Genomic DNA, 16,522 nt, shown 5'->3' with positions numbered 1-16,522 from the left:
CACTTCTACAGCTTGTTTGCATGCCGTTACTTATCGAAAACTTATCGAAGACCTACCCAAACGGTACGCAGGCCCTGCGCAACGTGACCCTAACCATCCCGACCGGTATGTTTGGCCTGCTAGGACCCAACGGCGCGGGCAAGAGCAGCCTGATGCGCACTATTGCCACTTTGCAGGAACCCGATAGCGGCAGCATCATGCTCGATGATTTGGATGTGCTGCGCGAAAAAGACAGTGTACGGCGCGTACTGGGCTACCTACCGCAGGAATTTGGCGTGTACCCGCGCGTATCGGCCGAGGAACTGCTCGACCACTTGGCCGTGCTCAAGGGCATCGGCAACGCCAAGGAGCGCAAGGAAGCTGTGGAGGCCCTGCTCCAGCAAACCAACCTCTGGGAAGCCCGCAAGAAAAACCTGGGCGGCTACTCGGGCGGCATGAAGCAGCGCTTCGGCATTGCCCAGGCGCTACTCGGCAACCCGCGCCTAATTATTGTGGATGAGCCCACCGCCGGCCTCGATCCGGCCGAACGCAACCGCTTCCACAACCTGCTAAGCGAGATTGGCGAGAATATTATCGTGATTTTGAGTACGCACATCGTGAGCGACGTATCGGATTTGTGCCGCAACATGGCCATCATCAACAAAGGCCAAGTACTGCTCGCCGGCGACCCACTAACCGTGATAGAGCAGTTGCGCGGCCGGGTATGGCGCAAGCTGGTCGAGAAAACCGAGCTGGCCGCCTTGCAGGCCCATCACAATGTTATCAGTTCCCGCCTGTTCGCCGGCAAGACCGTAGTGCACGTGCTGGGGGAAGAACGGCCCGACAGCGGCTTCGAGGAAGTAAACCCGGATTTGGAGGATGTGTACTTCGCTGAAATCAATGGCCGGAAAGTAGTGGCCGCCGCTGAGGTATAGGCGTCCGCGCGTGACAGAAAATGAATGCCACGTCAAGCAGAGTTAAAGCATATCTAGTGCTTCGTTGCATCGGCATTGCGGCATCAACAGACCAGGTGCTTCGCTTCTGCTTGGCCTGACAAGCTAGTTGGGTTGCTTCCACAGCGCGGCGCCCTCTCCCTTACTTTCCCCTGACCAAGATGTTTCTACCCATATTCCTTTTTGAACTAAAATACCGCTTCCGGCGGCCGGCCACCTGGATTTACTTCGGGCTGTTTGTGCTAATGGCGTTTCTGCTGGTAACAGCAGCGGGCGGTGGCTTTCCCGGCGCCAACGTCAGCATTGGGGGCAATGCCAACGTGAAGCTAAACGCGCCGCACACGATCAGCACTATTATTTCGGTACTGAGCTGGATTGGCGTGCTGGTGGCGTCGGCCCTGATGAGCAATTCGGTGTACCGTGACTTCGAACACCGCACTCACTCGCTGTTTTTTACTACGCCCATCAGCAAGTGGGGCTACCTGGGCGGCCGCTTCTGGGGCTCGTTTGTGGTGGCCGTGGTGGTGTTTACCGGTATCGGGCTGGGCTTCTGGCTAGCCACCCTTATGCCTTGGATCAAGCCCGAGAAGCTTGGCCCCACGCACCTGAGCTACTACGTCTGGCCTTACCTGGTGATTGTGCTGCCGAACCTGCTGTTTTCGGGGGCGGTGTTCTTTACCATGGCCACGCTCACGCGCAACATCCTGAGCACCTACATCGGCTCGGTGGTGCTGCTGCTCAGCTACATCGTGGCGCAGTCGTACCTCTCCGACATGGACAACGAGATGCTGGCTTCGGCACTGGATGCCTTCGGGGCAGGCGCCATCTACTTCACCACTCGCTATTGGACGCCGGCCGAGAAAAACACCTTGCTGCTACCACTGAGCAATTATGTGCTATTGAACCGACTGGTGTGGGCCGCCGTGGGCGTAGCGCTGCTAGCGTTTTGCTTTGCCCGGTTTCGGTTCTCGGTTTTCTCTTCCGACGCCAAGCCTAGCAAGCGCAAAGCCGCTGCTCTGGCTGCCGCTTCCGAAGTAGCAATGCCCGCACCTACGCAACTGCGGCTACCGAAAGTAACCCAGCTGTTTACCGATGCCATGAACTGGCGACAGTGGTGGAGCCTCACCAAAATGGAATTTCGGGGCATCGTCCGCAGCGTGTATTTCATTGCCATTGTGGCCTCGGGCACCATTTACTTGCTGGTGATTGGCAGCCAGGTAGGCAAAATGTACGGCACCACTGTGTTTCCCGTCACCAACGAAGTGCTGGATACGCTCGGTGGCAACTTCGCCTTGTTCATCCTGATTATCATCACCTATTACGCTGGCGAGTTGGTGTGGCGGGAGCGGGAATCCAACATTGCCCAGATTACGGACGCGCTGCCGGTGCCCAACTGGGTGCCGTTTTTCTCTAAGCTCACCGCGCTGAGCTTGGTGCAGGTGGTGTTGTTGGTAGTGGTGCTGGTGTGCGGTTTGTTGGTGCAAACGGCCAAGGGCTACTTCCACTACGAGCCGCTGCTGTATCTGAAAGGCCTGTTTGGAGTGCGCCTGGTTGATTTTCTGCTGCTGTGCGTGCTGGCCATGCTGGTGCAGGTGCTGGTCAACAACAAGTACGTGGGCCACTTCGTGATGATACTCTACTATGCGGCCAATATTTTCCGCGAGCAGCTAGGCATCAACCACCACCTTCTCGACTACAGCGGCAACCCCAGTATTCCGTACTCGGCTATGAACGGCTACGGGCATTTTGTGGAAGGCTTTGCGTGGTTTAAAGTGTACTGGGCGGCGTTTGCGCTGCTGTTGGCCTTGGCTTCCAACCTGCTGTGGGTGCGGGGCACCGAGGCTGTGCCCCGCTGGCGCTGGCAGGAAGCTGGCCGCCGGTTCCGCCGCCCGGCTTGGGCTGCGGCCGGCCTGGGGTTGCTGGTTTTGTTGGTATCAGGTGGTTTCATCTTTTATAACACCAACATTCTCAACGAATATCGCACGCCCAAGGCTCTGGAGCAGGCGCAGGCAGCTTTCGAGAAGAAGTACCGCCGCTACAAGGATGTCGCGCAGCCGCGCATTACGGCCGTGAACCTCAACACCGACATCTTCCCGCAGGAACGGCGAGTGCACTTCACCGGCTACTTCGTGCTGCAAAACAAGACCAGCGGCCCGCTAGACTCAGTGCATGTAAGTGTGCCGCGCTTCGCCAAGATCCGGCAGCTTGACTTTGGCCCCGGAGCCCGCCTCGTGCTCAACGACTCAACCTACTTGTACCGTATCTACCAACTCGGTCGGCCCCTGGCCCCCGGCGACTCGCTGCGCCTGAATCTGGACGTAACGTACCACGAAAAGGGCTTCCCCAACAGCGGTTCCAATACCGAGGTGGTCTACAACGGCACATTTTTCAACAGCAGCTACCTGCCTTCGCTAGGCTACGAAGAAGGCCGAGAGTTAAGTGATGATGATGTACGAAAGCGCAACGACTTGAAGCCCAAGCCGCGCATGGCCTCGGTTAACAATCTGAAGGCGCGGCAGAACACCTACATCAGCCACGACTCCGACTGGATTCGCTTTGAAACTACCGTCAGCACCTCGCCCGACCAGATAGCCATTGCGCCCGGCTACTTACAGAAGGAATGGACCCAGAACGGCCGCCGCTACTTCCGCTACAAGATGGACCGGCCCATGCTCAATTTCTATTCTTTCCTCTCGGCCCGCTACGCCGTTAAGAAAGACCAGTGGACCGACACGGTGGGTGGGCGTACCATACCCATCGAAATCTATTACCAGCCCGGCCACGAGTACAACCTGGACCGAATGGTGCGGGGCGTGAAAGAATCATTGAGCTATTTCTCGCGCAACTTCAGCCCCTACCAGCACCGGCAGGTGCGCATTCTGGAGTTTCCGCAGTATGCCTCGTTTGCCCAGAGCTTCGCCAATACCATTCCCTTCTCCGAGAGCATCGGCTTCATTGCCGACGTAGACGATAAAGACCCCGAAGACATCGACTATCCGTTCTACGTGACCTCGCACGAAATAGCGCACCAGTGGTGGGCGCACCAGGTCATTGGCGGCGACGTGCAGGGCTCCACGCTCATGTCCGAGACAATGGCCCAATATTCGGCGCTGATGGTGATGAAGCACCACTACGGTGCCTACACCATGCAGAAGTTTCTGAAGTATGAACTCGACCGTTACCTCGGGGGCCGTTCGGCAGAACGCAAGAAGGAAGTGCCGCTATCGAAAGTAGAAAACCAGCCCTATATCCATTACCGCAAGGGCTCGGTGGTGATGTACGCCCTAGCCGACTACATTGGGGAAGCCAAGCTCAACGCTGCGCTTAAGGAGTACGTGCAAGCCGTGGCTTACCAGGGCCCGCCCTACACCAATTCCACGGAGTTTCTAGGCTATATCAAGCGGGCCACGCCCGACTCATTGCAGTACCTGGTGAAGGATATGTTCGAGAACATCACGCTCTACGACAACCGCCTCACTGCCGCCTCCGCCCAGAAACTGCCCGATGGCCGCTACAAAGTCAAGATGACCATCGAGGCGCGCAAGTTCTACGCCGATAGCCTCGGCAACGAGCGGGCCGCGCAGTTCCAGGATTGGGTGCCGGTGGCCGTATTCCCGGAGCCCGGCAAAGATAAAAAGCCCGTATCTCCGCTGGCTCTCACAAAACGCCGCTTACACGCCGGCACCAATCAGCTGGAATTCATCGTACCGAAAAAGCCCGCCAAAGCCGGCGTCGACCCGTATCATGAGTTGGTAGACCGCACATTGGAAGACAATACCAAGGCGGTAGAGTTGTAAAACCATACTTCACAAAACTGCCCCAACAACAAGAGCCGCCCGATGAGGGCGGCTCTTGTTGTTATCTGCTCAAAATGGTTTCAGCTATTCTGCCTGAATAGCCTGCATTTCCTTCTTGTACAGCCAATACGAATACCAATACACCACCCCAACCGACGCAAATACACCTACTAGCAGCGCCACCGTAGCCACTTGCACCGGGAACACCAGCGCCAGCACCGCACTCAGCAAACCACTAGCAAAGAATAGCCGTCCGCCTAAGCGGTGCACGCGCGTCCAGATGCGCGGAAACTCCAGCGCCCAAGGCGTCTTGAAGCCCACGAAGTAATTGGGCTGCACAGTAGTGAGGTAGTTGCCTACCAGCGCGAAAAACAGTCCCAATACCACGGCCATTCCCTGCCCGGGCTTCACGGCCGGATGCAAAGCCACATACAAGCAATACATGCTAATTCCACTCAGCAGCCCTACAAAAGCCAGCATCAGCTTATGATAGTTGGGGTTGTTGGCATCGAGCCGTCGCTTAGGGTCGAAGCGAGGAATGAACAGGAATAACAGGTAGGTGCTCAGCGGCAAGAAGACGCAGATTATCCAGATGTTGACCTTGTCTGTGTAGCCATTGGCGTTGCCACCGATGTCGAAGTGCGTCGGGATTTGCGCCGGCAGCGCCTCCCAGGTGTATACCAAATACAAAGCAGGCAGCACCAGCGCCAACAGCGTAAGCAGGTGCCAAATAGAGAAGGAAGCTTTCATGTTGTGGGAACGCACGTTAAATCATGACTTGAATTGCAGCAGCCATCCTAGTAGTTCGTCCATCACGGTCATATTGAGCGTGTAGGTCACGAACTGGCCTTGCTTGTCGCTGGACACAAGGTCGGCTTGGCGGAGTAGGTCAAGGTGGTGGCTTATGGTGGGCTTCGAGAACTGAAAGTGTTCGGCTATTTCCCCGGCCGTGCGCGGCTGTTCACGGAGCAATTCCAGAATGGCGCGCCGTGTGGGGTCATTAAGGGCTTTAAATAGAGCGTTCAAGACTGGTTAGTTATTTAGACAAATATCTAAATATTTATTCAAGATAGCAAGGAGTTTATAAGACTTTACTACGCCTTATCTATCTGGCTCTGTAATCCGATGTAGCCTTTAAGCTCTGAATGAAGTCGGCTTCTTTTGCAACAGGATAAATCTTTAACGACTCCGGAGATACTGTATTAACGATTGATAGCAGCGCTACTAACTCGGGCACATAGTTGTTATTCCAGAATAGCTCGGTTGTTTTTCCGTCTTTAGCTAACGCTACTTCCACCTGAAATCCATCATCGGCTGCCACATTGTTGCTCCGTAAAACCAAAGAATCTAGATTAGAACGACGCAAAACTTGCCGGAATACCCGAGCCTGTTGAGGACTTATAGGGTTGCTACTTATGCGGATAGGTGTAGCTCCTGACTTATAAGCTGTTTTGTACAGCACCAGCTCATGCCCGTTTAACACATAAGTGGCCCGATAGACGTCTATCAGATACTGCATAGGGCGCGAGAGCTTCACGGAATCTGAGCCGTACTCACGCCAGCCGTATTCTCTATGCGATAGGATAAACTTGACTTCGAGCCGTTGCTTATGATGCGTGCGGTGTTCGTTAGTATTAACACACGAGCAGAGGGCAAGCAAAATCAGCAAGCACAATTTGGTAGGCATAAGCACATCGTAGTTAACGATAGGGTAAAATTGATACCCTAATAAATCTAAAAGCGGCGCCTGATGCATCAGGCGCCGCTTTTAGATTTTTGCTGTTGCAGCAAACGTGTTAATTACGTTTATACTGCTGCAATAAATTGCTCAATTTTTCTGTGTGACCACTGAGTTCCCAGATAGGAATCACCTCAAGTTGCTCATTGGTTTGAGAATGCTTAATTATTAAGTACTCAAGTGAGCCAGCTTTGCCACCTGTAACAGACTTGAGCATCACTTGCATGTGCTTCCAAGGGAGAAATCCAACCTTAGGAGTCCATAGGCCTGCACGCCCTAGTTTCAGAGCTGGTTTTGTATTGAATAAACCTTTGAAACTTACTCCTAGGAGAGCAATACCTACAAGCAGAGCACCAATTACAACCAAAACATTAAGAGGGCTTTGAATACTTCCCCACATTGCAAATACAATGCTGCATGCTCCCGTAAATAAACCGAAGTAGCTGTTTTTGGGGGAGGTATAAAAAACGTACTCGTAGTCTTCAGCCTGCATTTATTTTCCCAGTACCGCAGTCTTGATGCTGAGTTCTTTAAGCTGCACTTCCGAAATCTGGGAAGGTGAGTCAATCATGACGTCGCGGCCGGAATTGTTTTTCGGGAAGGCAATGAAGTCGCGGATGGAGTCAGCGCCGCCGAAGAGGCTGCACAGGCGGTCAAAGCCAAAGGCAATGCCGCCGTGCGGTGGTGCACCGTACTCGAAGGCGTCGAGCAGGAAGCCAAACTGCGCTTTCGCCTCTTCATCGGAGAAGCCTAATAGGCTGAACATGCGGGCTTGCACGGTCCGGTCGTGGATACGGATGGAGCCGCCACCTACTTCTACCCCGTTGATTACCATGTCGTAGGCGTTGGCCCGCACGTCGCCGATGGTATCAGGCGAATCGAGCAGAGCAATGTCTTCAGGCTTGGGCGAGGTGAACGGGTGGTGCATGGCAAAGTAGCGGCCTTCCTCCTCGTTAAATTCGAGCAGCGGGAAATCCACCACCCACAGCGCCGAGAACGTGTCTTTGTCGCGCAGGCCGAGGCGGGAGCCCATTTCCAGGCGCAGTTCCGAAAGAGCTTTGCGGGTTTTGTTGGGCTCACCGGCCAGCACTAGCAGCAAGTCGCCAGGTTGCGCATTAAAGGCGGCTTTCCACTGCTGTAGCAGCTCTTGTGAGTAGAACTTATCAACCGAAGACTTCACGCTGCCATCGGCTTCCACGCGGGCGTACACGAGGCCAGTGGCGCCAATCTGTGGGCGCTTCACGTAGTCGGTTAGCTCGTCGAGTTGCTTGCGGGTATAGGTGGCCGCACCGGTGGCGCAGATGCCTACTACCAAGCCCGCCGCCTCGAATACGGGGAAACCGTGGCCTTTTACCACCTCGTTCAACTCCACAAACGGCATCCCAAAACGCGTATCGGGTTTGTCGTTGCCGTAGAGGCGCATGGCGTCGGCGTAGGTCATGCGGGGCAGCGTGCCGATTTCGATGCCTTTCACCTCGCGGAACAGGTACTGCACCAGGCCCTCGAAGGTATTGAGGATGTCTTCCTGCTCCACAAACGACATTTCGCAGTCGATCTGCGTGAATTCGGGCTGACGGTCGGCGCGCAAGTCTTCGTCGCGGAAGCACTTCACAATTTGGAAGTACCGGTCGAAGCCCGACACCATGAGCAACTGCTTGAAGGTTTGGGGGCTCTGGGGCAGCGCGTAGAATTCGCCAGGGTTCATGCGGGAAGGCACCACAAAGTCGCGGGCACCTTCGGGCGTGCTTTTGATGAGCACGGGCGTTTCCACTTCAATGAAATCTTGGCCGTCGAGGTAGCGGCGGGTGGCCTGCGCCACACGGTGCCGCAGCATCAGGTTTTGGCGCACCACGTTGCGGCGCAAGTCGAGGTAGCGGTACTTCATCCGCAGGTCGTCGCCGCCGTCGGTTTCGTCTTCGATGAGGAAGGGCGGCAGCTTGGCTGGATTGAGCACGTCAATTTTCTCGACGCGGATTTCGATGCCGCCTGTCGGGATTTTGTCGTTTTTGGAGTGGCGCTCCGACACCCGGCCGGTTACTTGCAGCACAAATTCGCGACCGAGCTGGCGGGCTTGTTCGCGCACTTCGGCTGATTCAACGCCATCTTCCAGAGCCAACTGCGTGAGGCCGTACCGGTCGCGCAAATCAACCCACAGAATACCGCCTTTGTCGCGGGTGCGCTGCACCCAGCCGCAGAGTGTAACAGTTAAACCAACGTGTTCGGGGCGCAATTCGCCGCAGGTGTGAGTCCGGAGCATTCTGGTTTCTAATTTCTGGTTTCTGGTTTCTAGTTCTGGCGCGCTACAACTCGTGTGCTACAGGCCGCAACTTGAAACATGCCAAAGGTAGACAGGAAAAATTAGTAGGGTAGCTAAAAATCAAGTGGTTTGTTGTGAAGAAAACCACATTGATTTGTGATAAATGTTTGTTTTTGAAACGAATGGGGCCTTTTTCCTGGTCTTGTAGTAAGTTCGGCACGGAGTATGCAAACTGCCCACTCAATTACGACCTCAACCTACTCGACTTCTTTTTATTAAGGCTTCCATATGAAACGCTCCGCTCTTCTTGTTCTCGCTGCCGTTTTCTTCTCTTTCTCTTCGCAGGCGCAAACCAAAATTAAGACCAAGGCCAAGGCGGCTGACGGCACCGAAGTGAAAACCAAATCGGAGGCGGAACCCGTGACGCTGAACGGCCCTATCAAGCGCGTAGAGACGCTGTCGGGCATCGATATTTTTCCGGCTAGCGGCGGGCAGAGCATCATGCTCAGCTTCACGCAACAGTTCACCAAGCCCGGCACCCTGGTGATGACCAACTACAAAAACCAGCCGGTTTACACCACCGCCCTCGACCCCGCCAACAACACCGGTGCACCGGTTGACCTCGGCCGCATTCCGGCGGGCAACTACCTCATCGAAGCCAAAACCGGCAACTACGTGTACTGGAAGAAGGTGAAGGTAACGTATCCGGCACCAGCGGTAGCCAAGAAAAAGCGCCGCTAGTCTTTCTTGAAACTTCTTTCTGCAGCTCCGAAGTTATTCTACTTCGGAGCTTTGCATTTGTTGGAAGCTCTACCAAACTCCGGTTAATAAGCGTTCTAGCCTATGTTGGCCACGACGGACCAAGCTGAAGCTTGGCGTTACCTTGTACCTTTCCGCCCTGTATGAAAACCACTTTTCGCTTTTTCCGCTTTGCTCCCCTCCTGCTGGCGGTGCTGCTACTGGCGGCGTTTGCCGCGCCCAAGCTCAAAAAAACCACTGTCGGCAAGAACATTACGGTAGGGGTTCCCGAAGGCTTCCAAGCGCTGCCCGACGATGGTATTGCAGCCAAATATCCGGCCCCGCGCAAGCCGCTGGCCGTATTCAGCAATGCCAGTGGCCGCGTCGACTTCAGCGTGGCGCAGAAGCCGAGCACCTTCAGCAACCAAGATTACGGACTGCTGCTTAAGATCTACAAAGCCAGCATCCAGAATATGTATTCCAAGGTTGATTTCCTGACCGAGGATATTCGCACCATCAACAAGCGCGATTTTGTGGTACTAGAATTCGTGTCGTCGGTAGCCGATACGCGCCGAACCGGCAACCTAGCCCCTATCCGCCGCTACCAGATGGTGCAATATGCTATTGAAGGCGACCAGCTCACGGTTTTCACGTTTGTAGCGCCCGCCGACGAGCAAGCGCAGTGGCAGCCCACCGCCCGCGCCGTTATGCAAAGTATTTCAATGAAGTAGGGTTTTGAGAACGTCATACGACGTCATTCTTCATCTTGGACCCGCATGCCGAAGCATCTAGTGTGCTGACCGTACTGCCGTTCCTAACTCCAACCAGAACGCCCTACTGAGCATGTGGCGAATTAAGCTGAGGAGGCAACAAAGCCTCTCGGATGCTAACTAAACTCCAACCAGCCCGTCATGCTGAGCGCAGCCGAAGCATCTCGCTAGTGTGGTAAAATCAGATAGCATGGCAACATCAGCACGCGAGATGCTTCGGCTGCGCTCAGCATGACAATAGTATCACAACCTCAGCACGGTCAGCACGCGAAATACTTCGGCTTCGTTCCATCCCTGGCTTGGTGTGCCACCTGCGCAGCAGGACGGTTACGAAATAAAGGACCTACTATCTTGTCTCACAACTCTATGTCTGCTCATGAGCAATACATGCGCGAAGCGCTTAAGCAAGCGCGGTATGCTTTTGCAGAAGAAGAGATTCCCATTGGGGCCGTGGTGGTGCTGGACAAAGTGATTATTGCGCGGGGCTACAACCAAACCGAGCGGCTGCGCGACGTAACGGCTCATGCCGAAATGCTGGCTCTGACGGCGGCCGCCAATCACGTCGGCAATAAGTACTTGGCTGATTGCACGCTATACGTAACCGTAGAGCCCTGCGTGATGTGCGCCGGTGCTGCCGCCTGGGCCCAAATTCGGCGGGTGGTGTACGGGGCGGATGAAGTGAAAGTCGGGTTTCGGCGCTACGGCAACCTGCTGCATCCGAAGGCAGAATTGGTGCGGGGGGTGCTGGCGGCGGAGTGTGGAGCGCTGATGCAGGAGTTTTTCGCGCGGAAGCGGAAATAAGCTACTTTTGGCCGCTTCCGTAACCCTAGCCGGGCTACGGTGGTTATAATGCCCGGAACGTTCCACCACATAAATCCAAGATCATGGCTTTCGAACTGCCCCAACTGCCTTACGCTTATGATGCCCTGGAGCCGCACATTGATGCGCAAACCATGGAAATTCACCACACCAAGCACCATCAGGCCTACGTTACCAACCTGAACAATGCCATTGCGGGTACCGAGCTGGAAGGCAAAAGCCTCGAAGATTTGATGCAAAATATTGCGTCGGCTCCGGCAGCGGTGCGCAATAACGGCGGTGGTCACTGGAACCACTCCCTGTTCTGGACTGTGCTCGGCCCTAACGGTGGCGGTGAGCCTACCGGTGCTATTGGCGAGGCTATTACGCAGTCTTTTGGTAGCTACGAGAAATTCAAAGAAGAATTCACCAAGGCGGCTACCACGCGCTTCGGCTCGGGCTGGGCATGGCTGTGCAAGCAGGCCGATGGCTCGCTGAAAATCTGCTCGACTCCCAACCAGGACAACCCCCTCATGCCCGACGCCGGTTGCTCTGGCACGCCTGTACTCGGCCTCGACGTGTGGGAGCACTCCTACTACCTGAAATACCAGAACCGCCGCCCCGACTACATTGCGGCATTCTACAACGCCATCAACTGGGACGAAGTAAACAAGCGTTTCGCTGCGGCGGCATAGTTTTTGGTTGCTATCTGGGAAGCTGCCTTAGCGGTAGTTTTCCCGGCCTCTCATCGGTCGGTTTGGTGCCTTTTCAGGCATTGGGCCGACCGATTCATTGTTTTATACCTCTCGTTATATGGACACATTGCTCGTCGCGAAGTCTGCTGGTGCCTTATCCGATAAATATCGGTTGAACATTGTGCTGGCGCTAAGCCAGCAGGAGTCAATGCCATTTGCCGACGTGCAGCAGCTGACGGGCCTTTCGCAACCTTGCGTTTCGCACCACCTGAAGATATTGACCGACAGCGGGCTGGTGCAGACTCGCAGATGTGGCCGTTGCCTAAGCTTGATGCTCAACCGCGAAGCCATGGGCGAGTTGGCCTCCTTCTTAGGTAATCTGGGGTAAAAATTTTGTTGCTACCCATCTAAACATTTCAATCGGTTAATTCTTTATAAGCCCGTTGATCCCCTTTTAACAGCAACTTTTCTTATGGCCTCTACGATTTTTTCACCTGCACAGCTAGGCACCCTTACGCTTCAAAACCACTTGGCCATGGCCCCGATGACGCGCTGCCGTGCCCTCGGCAACGTGCCCAACGCGCTGATGGCCGAGTATTATGCCCAACGTGCGTCCATAGGCCTCATCATCACCGAAGGCACCTCGCCTTCGCCAAACGGGTTGGGTTATGCCCGGATGCCTGGTTTGTTTAACGCCGAGCATGTAGCGGGCTGGAAGCTGACAACCGATGCTGTACACGCCAAAGGCGGCCGCATTTTCGTGCAGATTATGCACTCGGGCCGGATTGGCCACGCCCTGAACCTGCCGGAAGGTGCTGAGGCTGTTGGCCCATCGGCCGTGGCCGCCGCGGGCCAGATGTGGACCGACCAGCAGCAGATGCAGGACCACCCTACGCCTCGCGCCCTTACGACCGAGGAAGTACGTGCCACTATCCAGGAGTTTGTGCACGGGGCCAAGCTGGCTGTGGAAGCTGGTTTCGACGGGGTGGAATTGCACGGCGCCAACGGCTACTTACTGGAGCAGTTTCTGAACCCCAATAGTAACCAGCGCACCGACGAATACGGCGGCAGCGTTGAAAACCGTGCTCGTTTCGTGCTGGAGACGGCCGAGGCGGTAGCCGCTGCCATTGGGGCCGAGCGCACCGGCATCCGGCTGTCGCCGTGGGGTACGGCCAGCGACATGGCGCACTATCCCGAAATCGACGAAACGTACGCCTACCTAGCCGAGGAGCTGCAAAAGCTGAATCTGGTGTATCTGCACTTGGTGGATCACTCCAGCATGGGTGCCCCCGCCGTGCCCGCCGAAACGGTAGCGACCGTACGCGAGAAGTTTACCAACACGCTTATTCTGGCTGGTGGCTACGATAAGGTAGAGGAAATGGAAGCTGCCCTTGAAAGTGGCCGCGGTGATTTGGTAGCCGTTGGCCGCCCCCTTATCTCTAATCCCGACCTGGTCGCCCGCCTGGAGCAGGGTGCCGAACTGGCTCCGTACGACCCCAACACCTTCTACGCCCCCGCGCCCGAAGGTTTCCACAAAGGCTACACCGACTATCCAGCTCTGGCCGAAACCGAAGCTGCGGCGAAGTAGCACATACGGCGAGTCAACTACGCAACAAAAAGCCTCTCCTGGTGCAGGAGAGGCTTTTTGCGTACATAGGAGCTTACATTTTACAAGCTAACCCCGTTTTGCAGGCTCCGAAATAGCACCGCCGTCAGGACCAATACAACCACCGCACCCCACGACCACCGGAATATTGCGGGGGCGACCGAGCCGGGTAGTTCTGGCTGGCGCATGGCGGCTCCCCAAGCGGTTCCTAGCACCATGCTGCCCATAGGTGCCACCAGAAAACTCGCAAAAGTGGGGAGGGGCCACGACAACAGTGTAATCACCACCGAACCAATCAGCCAAGGCCATGCGATGAGAGCCCGCACCATTCGGCCCTTGGCCACACGCGTGGCAGGAGTGGCTACCTCAGTTGGAACAAAGCGCATAAACAAAGGAGCCATGCGCCGGACACTGATGGTAAGGATGATACCCGCCGCCACTGCTACTCCAAGCAGCAAGAGTTGCGGCAGCTGCCAGCTGGCAGCTACCTGCCCAAAATCGCCATAAGGCACGAAGGGCGTAATCATGAGGTAGCCTAAGAAATTGATAACTCCGAAGGCGCCGAAAAACAGGGCAAACAAAGCCATTGGTCCGGTAGCCCGGCTTCTACGCAAAAAGGCCAATACCACCACACCCTGCACCAAGCTGAACACCGGCCCCGCCAGCGCCACAAGCACCTGCTTGGAATCGGCTAGGGAGTCGAGGTTGCGCACGGAGGTGTTGTAGAGCACCGGCTGCCCGCCGAGGACCACCGCCATCAGCGCATGAGCCAGCTCGTGCAGCAGTTCCGACAGCAGAAACGCCGTTATGTAAACGCAAGTAGCGTTCAGCACCAGCCGGTTGTATGGGTTGGAAACAGAGGGAGAAATCGTTGTGGACATTGAAGACAAGAGTTAATCTTAGTGCAAACACTATTTATAGGACGGCAAGCACAGCTATTTTAGCAGTTACCGACTGATTAAGAACATTGTATAAAGAGTTATTGCCAGGTTTTCACGACCCCGAAATACAGCAGGCGACGCTGGAAATATTCGGGGACGGATTGGGTGTAACCGGGGGTATAGGCGTAGCCACTCACATTGCGGGTGTTGAAAATGTTGCTGCATACGGCGTAGAGCACCAGCGTATTGCCGTTGGTTTGGCGCCGAATGAATTTGCTGGCCGTGAGGTCGGTGCGAAAGTAATTGGGCAGGTAGGAGGCATTTACTTCCGCTGGATATTGCGGCAGGACGCCGCCGTTGGTTGGGTCAGGGGCGGCACCGAGAACGGGCGTAAACGGAGCCCCGGCGCGGTATTGCGCAAAGGCACCTAGCTCGCCCCATTTGCTTACGAACTTGAGCGTGCTTTTCAGTTGAAACCGCACGTCGTAGCGACGTTGAGTTAAGGCTAGGGCGCGGGCATCGGGATTGGTGGCATCGTAGCGAGTGGGCGTGGCGTGCACGGTGGCGGCAGCCAAGTCGGCGCGTAGGCGGTTGAGGAAGGTGCGCTGCCCAAATATTTCAGCTCCCACTAGGTTGGTGCTCAGCACCGAGCGTTCCTGCTTAGCATAAACGGCCGCCGTGAGCGTAGCCCCATCAGCAGACGAGCTAACGGCGGAATAGTCGAGGGCTACTTGCCGGATGCGGGTGCGCAGAAAGCCGTAGTAGACTGGATCGGGCGAGGTGAAGGACGTGTACTGTCCGCCTGAGAGGTTGAGGAAACGGTGGGCGTTCAAGTTGCGGCGCACGTTGAGCTGGGCGCTGCCGTAGCCAACCTGCGCTGGCCGCGGCAGGGCGTTGAGGCGTAGCCCCGCCCCGAGCACCCACGCCCCGCGGGTGAGCTTGGTGTATTGATATGCTTCCCAAAGCGTACGGCCCTGCCCGAAAGCAGCAGCGTAGGTGGGTGCAGTAGCACTTAGCTCGTCGCGGCGCACCGGGAACTGCCCGGCTAGATGCAGACGCCGCTCGTCGTAGCTGAGGCCAGCGCGGGTGCTCAGGGTGGCAGTCCAGTAGCGGCGGTAGTGGATGGCGGCGTAGTAGTCGGAGGAGCGGCGGGTGGTGCGGTAGTTGCCCAACGCGTCGTGGGCGCGGCGGTTGCTAAGGCCGTGGCTTACGGCCAGGTCGGAATGGGCCCACGCTTGCTCGTAGCTCAGGGTATAGAAGCCACGCAGGTTGCGGTAGTGGTAAGTTTCGGGGCCACCGGTGACGGGGCGGTAGGCGTACCGCTCGCTCAGTCCGTAGCCAAATGCCTTGAGCGTGCCGTATTCGCCTATTTTAGTAGCGTAGTGCACCCCGCCATCCACTAGCCCAAACTGTGGCAGCTGTCGAAATGAACTTGGATTCACAGCCCGCAGCAACTGTCCGGCCTGCGCATTCACGTATGCCTTCAGCATGCCCCGCTGCCCCACCGGCCGCCCCGCCAGCACGCCTGAATTTGCCAGCCCCAACGAAGCCTGCACGAATTTGTCGCGCGGCCGCTCGTCGGTGCTCAAGCTAATCAAGCCGGCCCCTGCATTGCCAAATTCCAGCGGCGGATTGCTTGGAAACACCAAGACGGACTTTATTAGATCAACACTGAAAATGCCGAAGGTGCCGATACCCGTGAGCTGCGCAAACTTCACAGCGTCGTAGATGGGCACGTTGTTGAGGTAAATACCGGTCTGACTTGGGTCGGAGCCGCGCAAACTGATGCTGGCCGATTCGTCTAGCGTGGTAGCGGCGGGCAGGGTGCGCACGGCTAGCAGTGGGTCGGCCGCCGCAGCCGGATTGGTTACAATGGACAGGAAGTCCAACTCCCGCACAATAAACTCTTCGGCTATAGGACGCTTGGCCGTCACTTCCACCTGCGCCAGCGTGAGGCTGCCAGTTGGCACCAGCCGCACAGCTACGGGAGTTGTGGGTGCCGCTTGCAGCACCAGCCGAAACGGCCGGTAGCCCACGTAACTGACCACTAGCGTATCGGGGGTCCCGCCCACAAAAGGCAGCGCAAATGCGCCATCTAGGTCGGTAGCTGTGGCGCCGCTGGGTTGGCCGGCTAAGCGCACGGTGGCCCCTAATAGTTGCTCACCGGTGACTTGGTCGGCTACAGTGCCGCGCAGGGTTGTTGACGTTTGAGCAGTAGCCACGGCAACGGGTAGGCACAGCAGGGCCAGGCTACGCAGCAAACGCCGCGCGCGAAGCAAGGAGAAGAAGGCCATGAGTGAAGGGTTGGGA

At 56.3% G+C, this 16,522-nt stretch carries 15 protein-coding genes; 8 read left to right on the top strand and 7 right to left on the bottom strand.

Going from position 1 to position 16,522, the window contains the following annotated elements; genetic code table 11:
• The first annotated feature begins 20 nt into the window (after positions 1 to 20).
• The gene (locus tag P1X16_RS00330) at positions 21 to 914 is read left to right on the top strand and encodes an ABC transporter ATP-binding protein (RefSeq protein WP_277225262.1); all 894 of its coding nucleotides are present in this window, start codon (positions 21 to 23) and stop codon (positions 912 to 914) included.
• 179 nt (positions 915 to 1,093) lie between these two features.
• Positions 1,094 to 4,729 carry a M1 family aminopeptidase gene (locus tag P1X16_RS00325; RefSeq protein WP_277225260.1) on the top strand — a complete coding sequence of 1,212 codons (3,636 nt, stop codon included), beginning with the start codon at positions 1,094 to 1,096 and terminating at the stop codon, positions 4,727 to 4,729.
• An 84-nt stretch (positions 4,730 to 4,813) separates the two neighbouring features.
• Here P1X16_RS00325 and P1X16_RS00320 read toward each other — a convergent pair whose 3' ends face one another.
• The 5 genes from P1X16_RS00320 to aspS form a co-directional block, all read right to left on the bottom strand.
• On the bottom strand, positions 4,814 to 5,479 hold the full coding sequence (locus tag P1X16_RS00320; RefSeq protein ID WP_277225258.1) for an SdpI family protein: 666 nt from the start codon (positions 5,477 to 5,479) through the stop codon (positions 4,814 to 4,816).
• A gap of 21 nt (positions 5,480 to 5,500) precedes the next feature.
• Positions 5,501 to 5,755: an autorepressor SdpR family transcription factor gene (locus P1X16_RS00315; protein WP_245121535.1), complete on the bottom strand. Its 255-nt coding sequence runs from the start codon at positions 5,753 to 5,755 to the stop codon at positions 5,501 to 5,503.
• 79 nt (positions 5,756 to 5,834) lie between these two features.
• Positions 5,835 to 6,416 carry a hypothetical protein gene (locus P1X16_RS00310; protein ID WP_277225255.1) on the bottom strand — a complete coding sequence of 194 codons (582 nt, stop codon included), beginning with the start codon at positions 6,414 to 6,416 and terminating at the stop codon, positions 5,835 to 5,837.
• A 109-nt stretch (positions 6,417 to 6,525) separates the two neighbouring features.
• A complete protein-coding gene (locus P1X16_RS00305) occupies positions 6,526 to 6,960 on the bottom strand; it encodes a hypothetical protein (protein WP_277225253.1) in 435 nt (144 codons plus the stop codon).
• Positions 6,961 to 8,724, bottom strand: a complete 1,764-nt coding sequence (aspS, locus tag P1X16_RS00300; protein ID WP_277225251.1) for an aspartate--tRNA ligase — start codon at positions 8,722 to 8,724, stop codon at positions 6,961 to 6,963.
• 288 nt (positions 8,725 to 9,012) lie between these two features.
• On the opposite strand from aspS, the gene P1X16_RS00295 reads away from it, so the two are divergent.
• The 6 genes from P1X16_RS00295 (at position 9,013) to P1X16_RS00270 (ending at position 13,313) form a co-directional block, all read left to right on the top strand.
• Entirely contained in the window at positions 9,013 to 9,465 is a 453-nt protein-coding gene (locus P1X16_RS00295) for a hypothetical protein (RefSeq protein WP_277225249.1), read from the top strand.
• A gap of 161 nt (positions 9,466 to 9,626) precedes the next feature.
• Positions 9,627 to 10,193 carry a hypothetical protein gene (locus P1X16_RS00290; protein WP_277225246.1) on the top strand — a complete coding sequence of 189 codons (567 nt, stop codon included), beginning with the start codon at positions 9,627 to 9,629 and terminating at the stop codon, positions 10,191 to 10,193.
• A 405-nt stretch (positions 10,194 to 10,598) separates the two neighbouring features.
• Positions 10,599 to 11,033, top strand: coding sequence for a nucleoside deaminase (locus P1X16_RS00285; RefSeq protein ID WP_277225244.1), 435 nt, complete (start codon positions 10,599 to 10,601; stop codon positions 11,031 to 11,033).
• Positions 11,034 to 11,116: 83 nt separating this feature from the next.
• Positions 11,117 to 11,725: a superoxide dismutase gene (locus P1X16_RS00280; protein WP_277225240.1), complete on the top strand. Its 609-nt coding sequence runs from the start codon at positions 11,117 to 11,119 to the stop codon at positions 11,723 to 11,725.
• Positions 11,726 to 11,843: 118 nt separating this feature from the next.
• Positions 11,844 to 12,113, top strand: coding sequence for a metalloregulator ArsR/SmtB family transcription factor (locus P1X16_RS00275; protein ID WP_277225238.1), 270 nt, complete (start codon positions 11,844 to 11,846; stop codon positions 12,111 to 12,113).
• An 84-nt stretch (positions 12,114 to 12,197) separates the two neighbouring features.
• Positions 12,198 to 13,313 (top strand): alkene reductase, encoded by a 1,116-nt coding sequence (locus P1X16_RS00270; protein WP_277225237.1) that lies wholly within the window; start codon positions 12,198 to 12,200, stop codon positions 13,311 to 13,313.
• Positions 13,314 to 13,393: 80 nt separating this feature from the next.
• Here P1X16_RS00270 and P1X16_RS00265 read toward each other — a convergent pair whose 3' ends face one another.
• The gene (locus P1X16_RS00265) at positions 13,394 to 14,212 is read right to left on the bottom strand and encodes a hypothetical protein (RefSeq protein WP_277225235.1); all 819 of its coding nucleotides are present in this window, start codon (positions 14,210 to 14,212) and stop codon (positions 13,394 to 13,396) included.
• A 98-nt stretch (positions 14,213 to 14,310) separates the two neighbouring features.
• Entirely contained in the window at positions 14,311 to 16,506 is a 2,196-nt protein-coding gene (locus tag P1X16_RS00260; protein ID WP_277225234.1) for a carboxypeptidase-like regulatory domain-containing protein, read from the bottom strand.
• Positions 16,507 to 16,522: the final 16 nt, after the last annotated feature.

The organism is Hymenobacter sp. YC55 (genome assembly GCF_029433095.1).
GTDB lineage: Bacteria > Bacteroidota > Bacteroidia > Cytophagales > Hymenobacteraceae > Hymenobacter.
This window is presented reverse-complemented; position numbering and strand designations above follow the sequence as displayed.

Coding starts and splice junctions, on each gene's coding strand:
- aspS (WP_277225251.1), bottom strand. CDS start 8,724: ATGCTCCGGACTCACACCTGCGGCGAATTGCGCCCCGAACACGTTGGT.
- P1X16_RS00305 (WP_277225253.1), bottom strand. CDS start 6,960: ATGCAGGCTGAAGACTACGAGTACGTTTTTTATACCTCCCCCAAAAAC.
- P1X16_RS00320 (WP_277225258.1), bottom strand. CDS start 5,479: ATGAAAGCTTCCTTCTCTATTTGGCACCTGCTTACGCTGTTGGCGCTG.
- P1X16_RS00270 (WP_277225237.1), top strand. CDS start 12,198: ATGGCCTCTACGATTTTTTCACCTGCACAGCTAGGCACCCTTACGCTT.
- P1X16_RS00290 (WP_277225246.1), top strand. CDS start 9,627: ATGAAAACCACTTTTCGCTTTTTCCGCTTTGCTCCCCTCCTGCTGGCG.
- P1X16_RS00285 (WP_277225244.1), top strand. CDS start 10,599: ATGTCTGCTCATGAGCAATACATGCGCGAAGCGCTTAAGCAAGCGCGG.
- P1X16_RS00325 (WP_277225260.1), top strand. CDS start 1,094: ATGTTTCTACCCATATTCCTTTTTGAACTAAAATACCGCTTCCGGCGG.
- P1X16_RS00275 (WP_277225238.1), top strand. CDS start 11,844: ATGGACACATTGCTCGTCGCGAAGTCTGCTGGTGCCTTATCCGATAAA.
- P1X16_RS00330 (WP_277225262.1), top strand. CDS start 21: ATGCCGTTACTTATCGAAAACTTATCGAAGACCTACCCAAACGGTACG.
- P1X16_RS00260 (WP_277225234.1), bottom strand. CDS start 16,506: ATGGCCTTCTTCTCCTTGCTTCGCGCGCGGCGTTTGCTGCGTAGCCTG.
- P1X16_RS00295 (WP_277225249.1), top strand. CDS start 9,013: ATGAAACGCTCCGCTCTTCTTGTTCTCGCTGCCGTTTTCTTCTCTTTC.
- P1X16_RS00310 (WP_277225255.1), bottom strand. CDS start 6,416: ATGCCTACCAAATTGTGCTTGCTGATTTTGCTTGCCCTCTGCTCGTGT.
- P1X16_RS00280 (WP_277225240.1), top strand. CDS start 11,117: ATGGCTTTCGAACTGCCCCAACTGCCTTACGCTTATGATGCCCTGGAG.
- P1X16_RS00265 (WP_277225235.1), bottom strand. CDS start 14,212: ATGTCCACAACGATTTCTCCCTCTGTTTCCAACCCATACAACCGGCTG.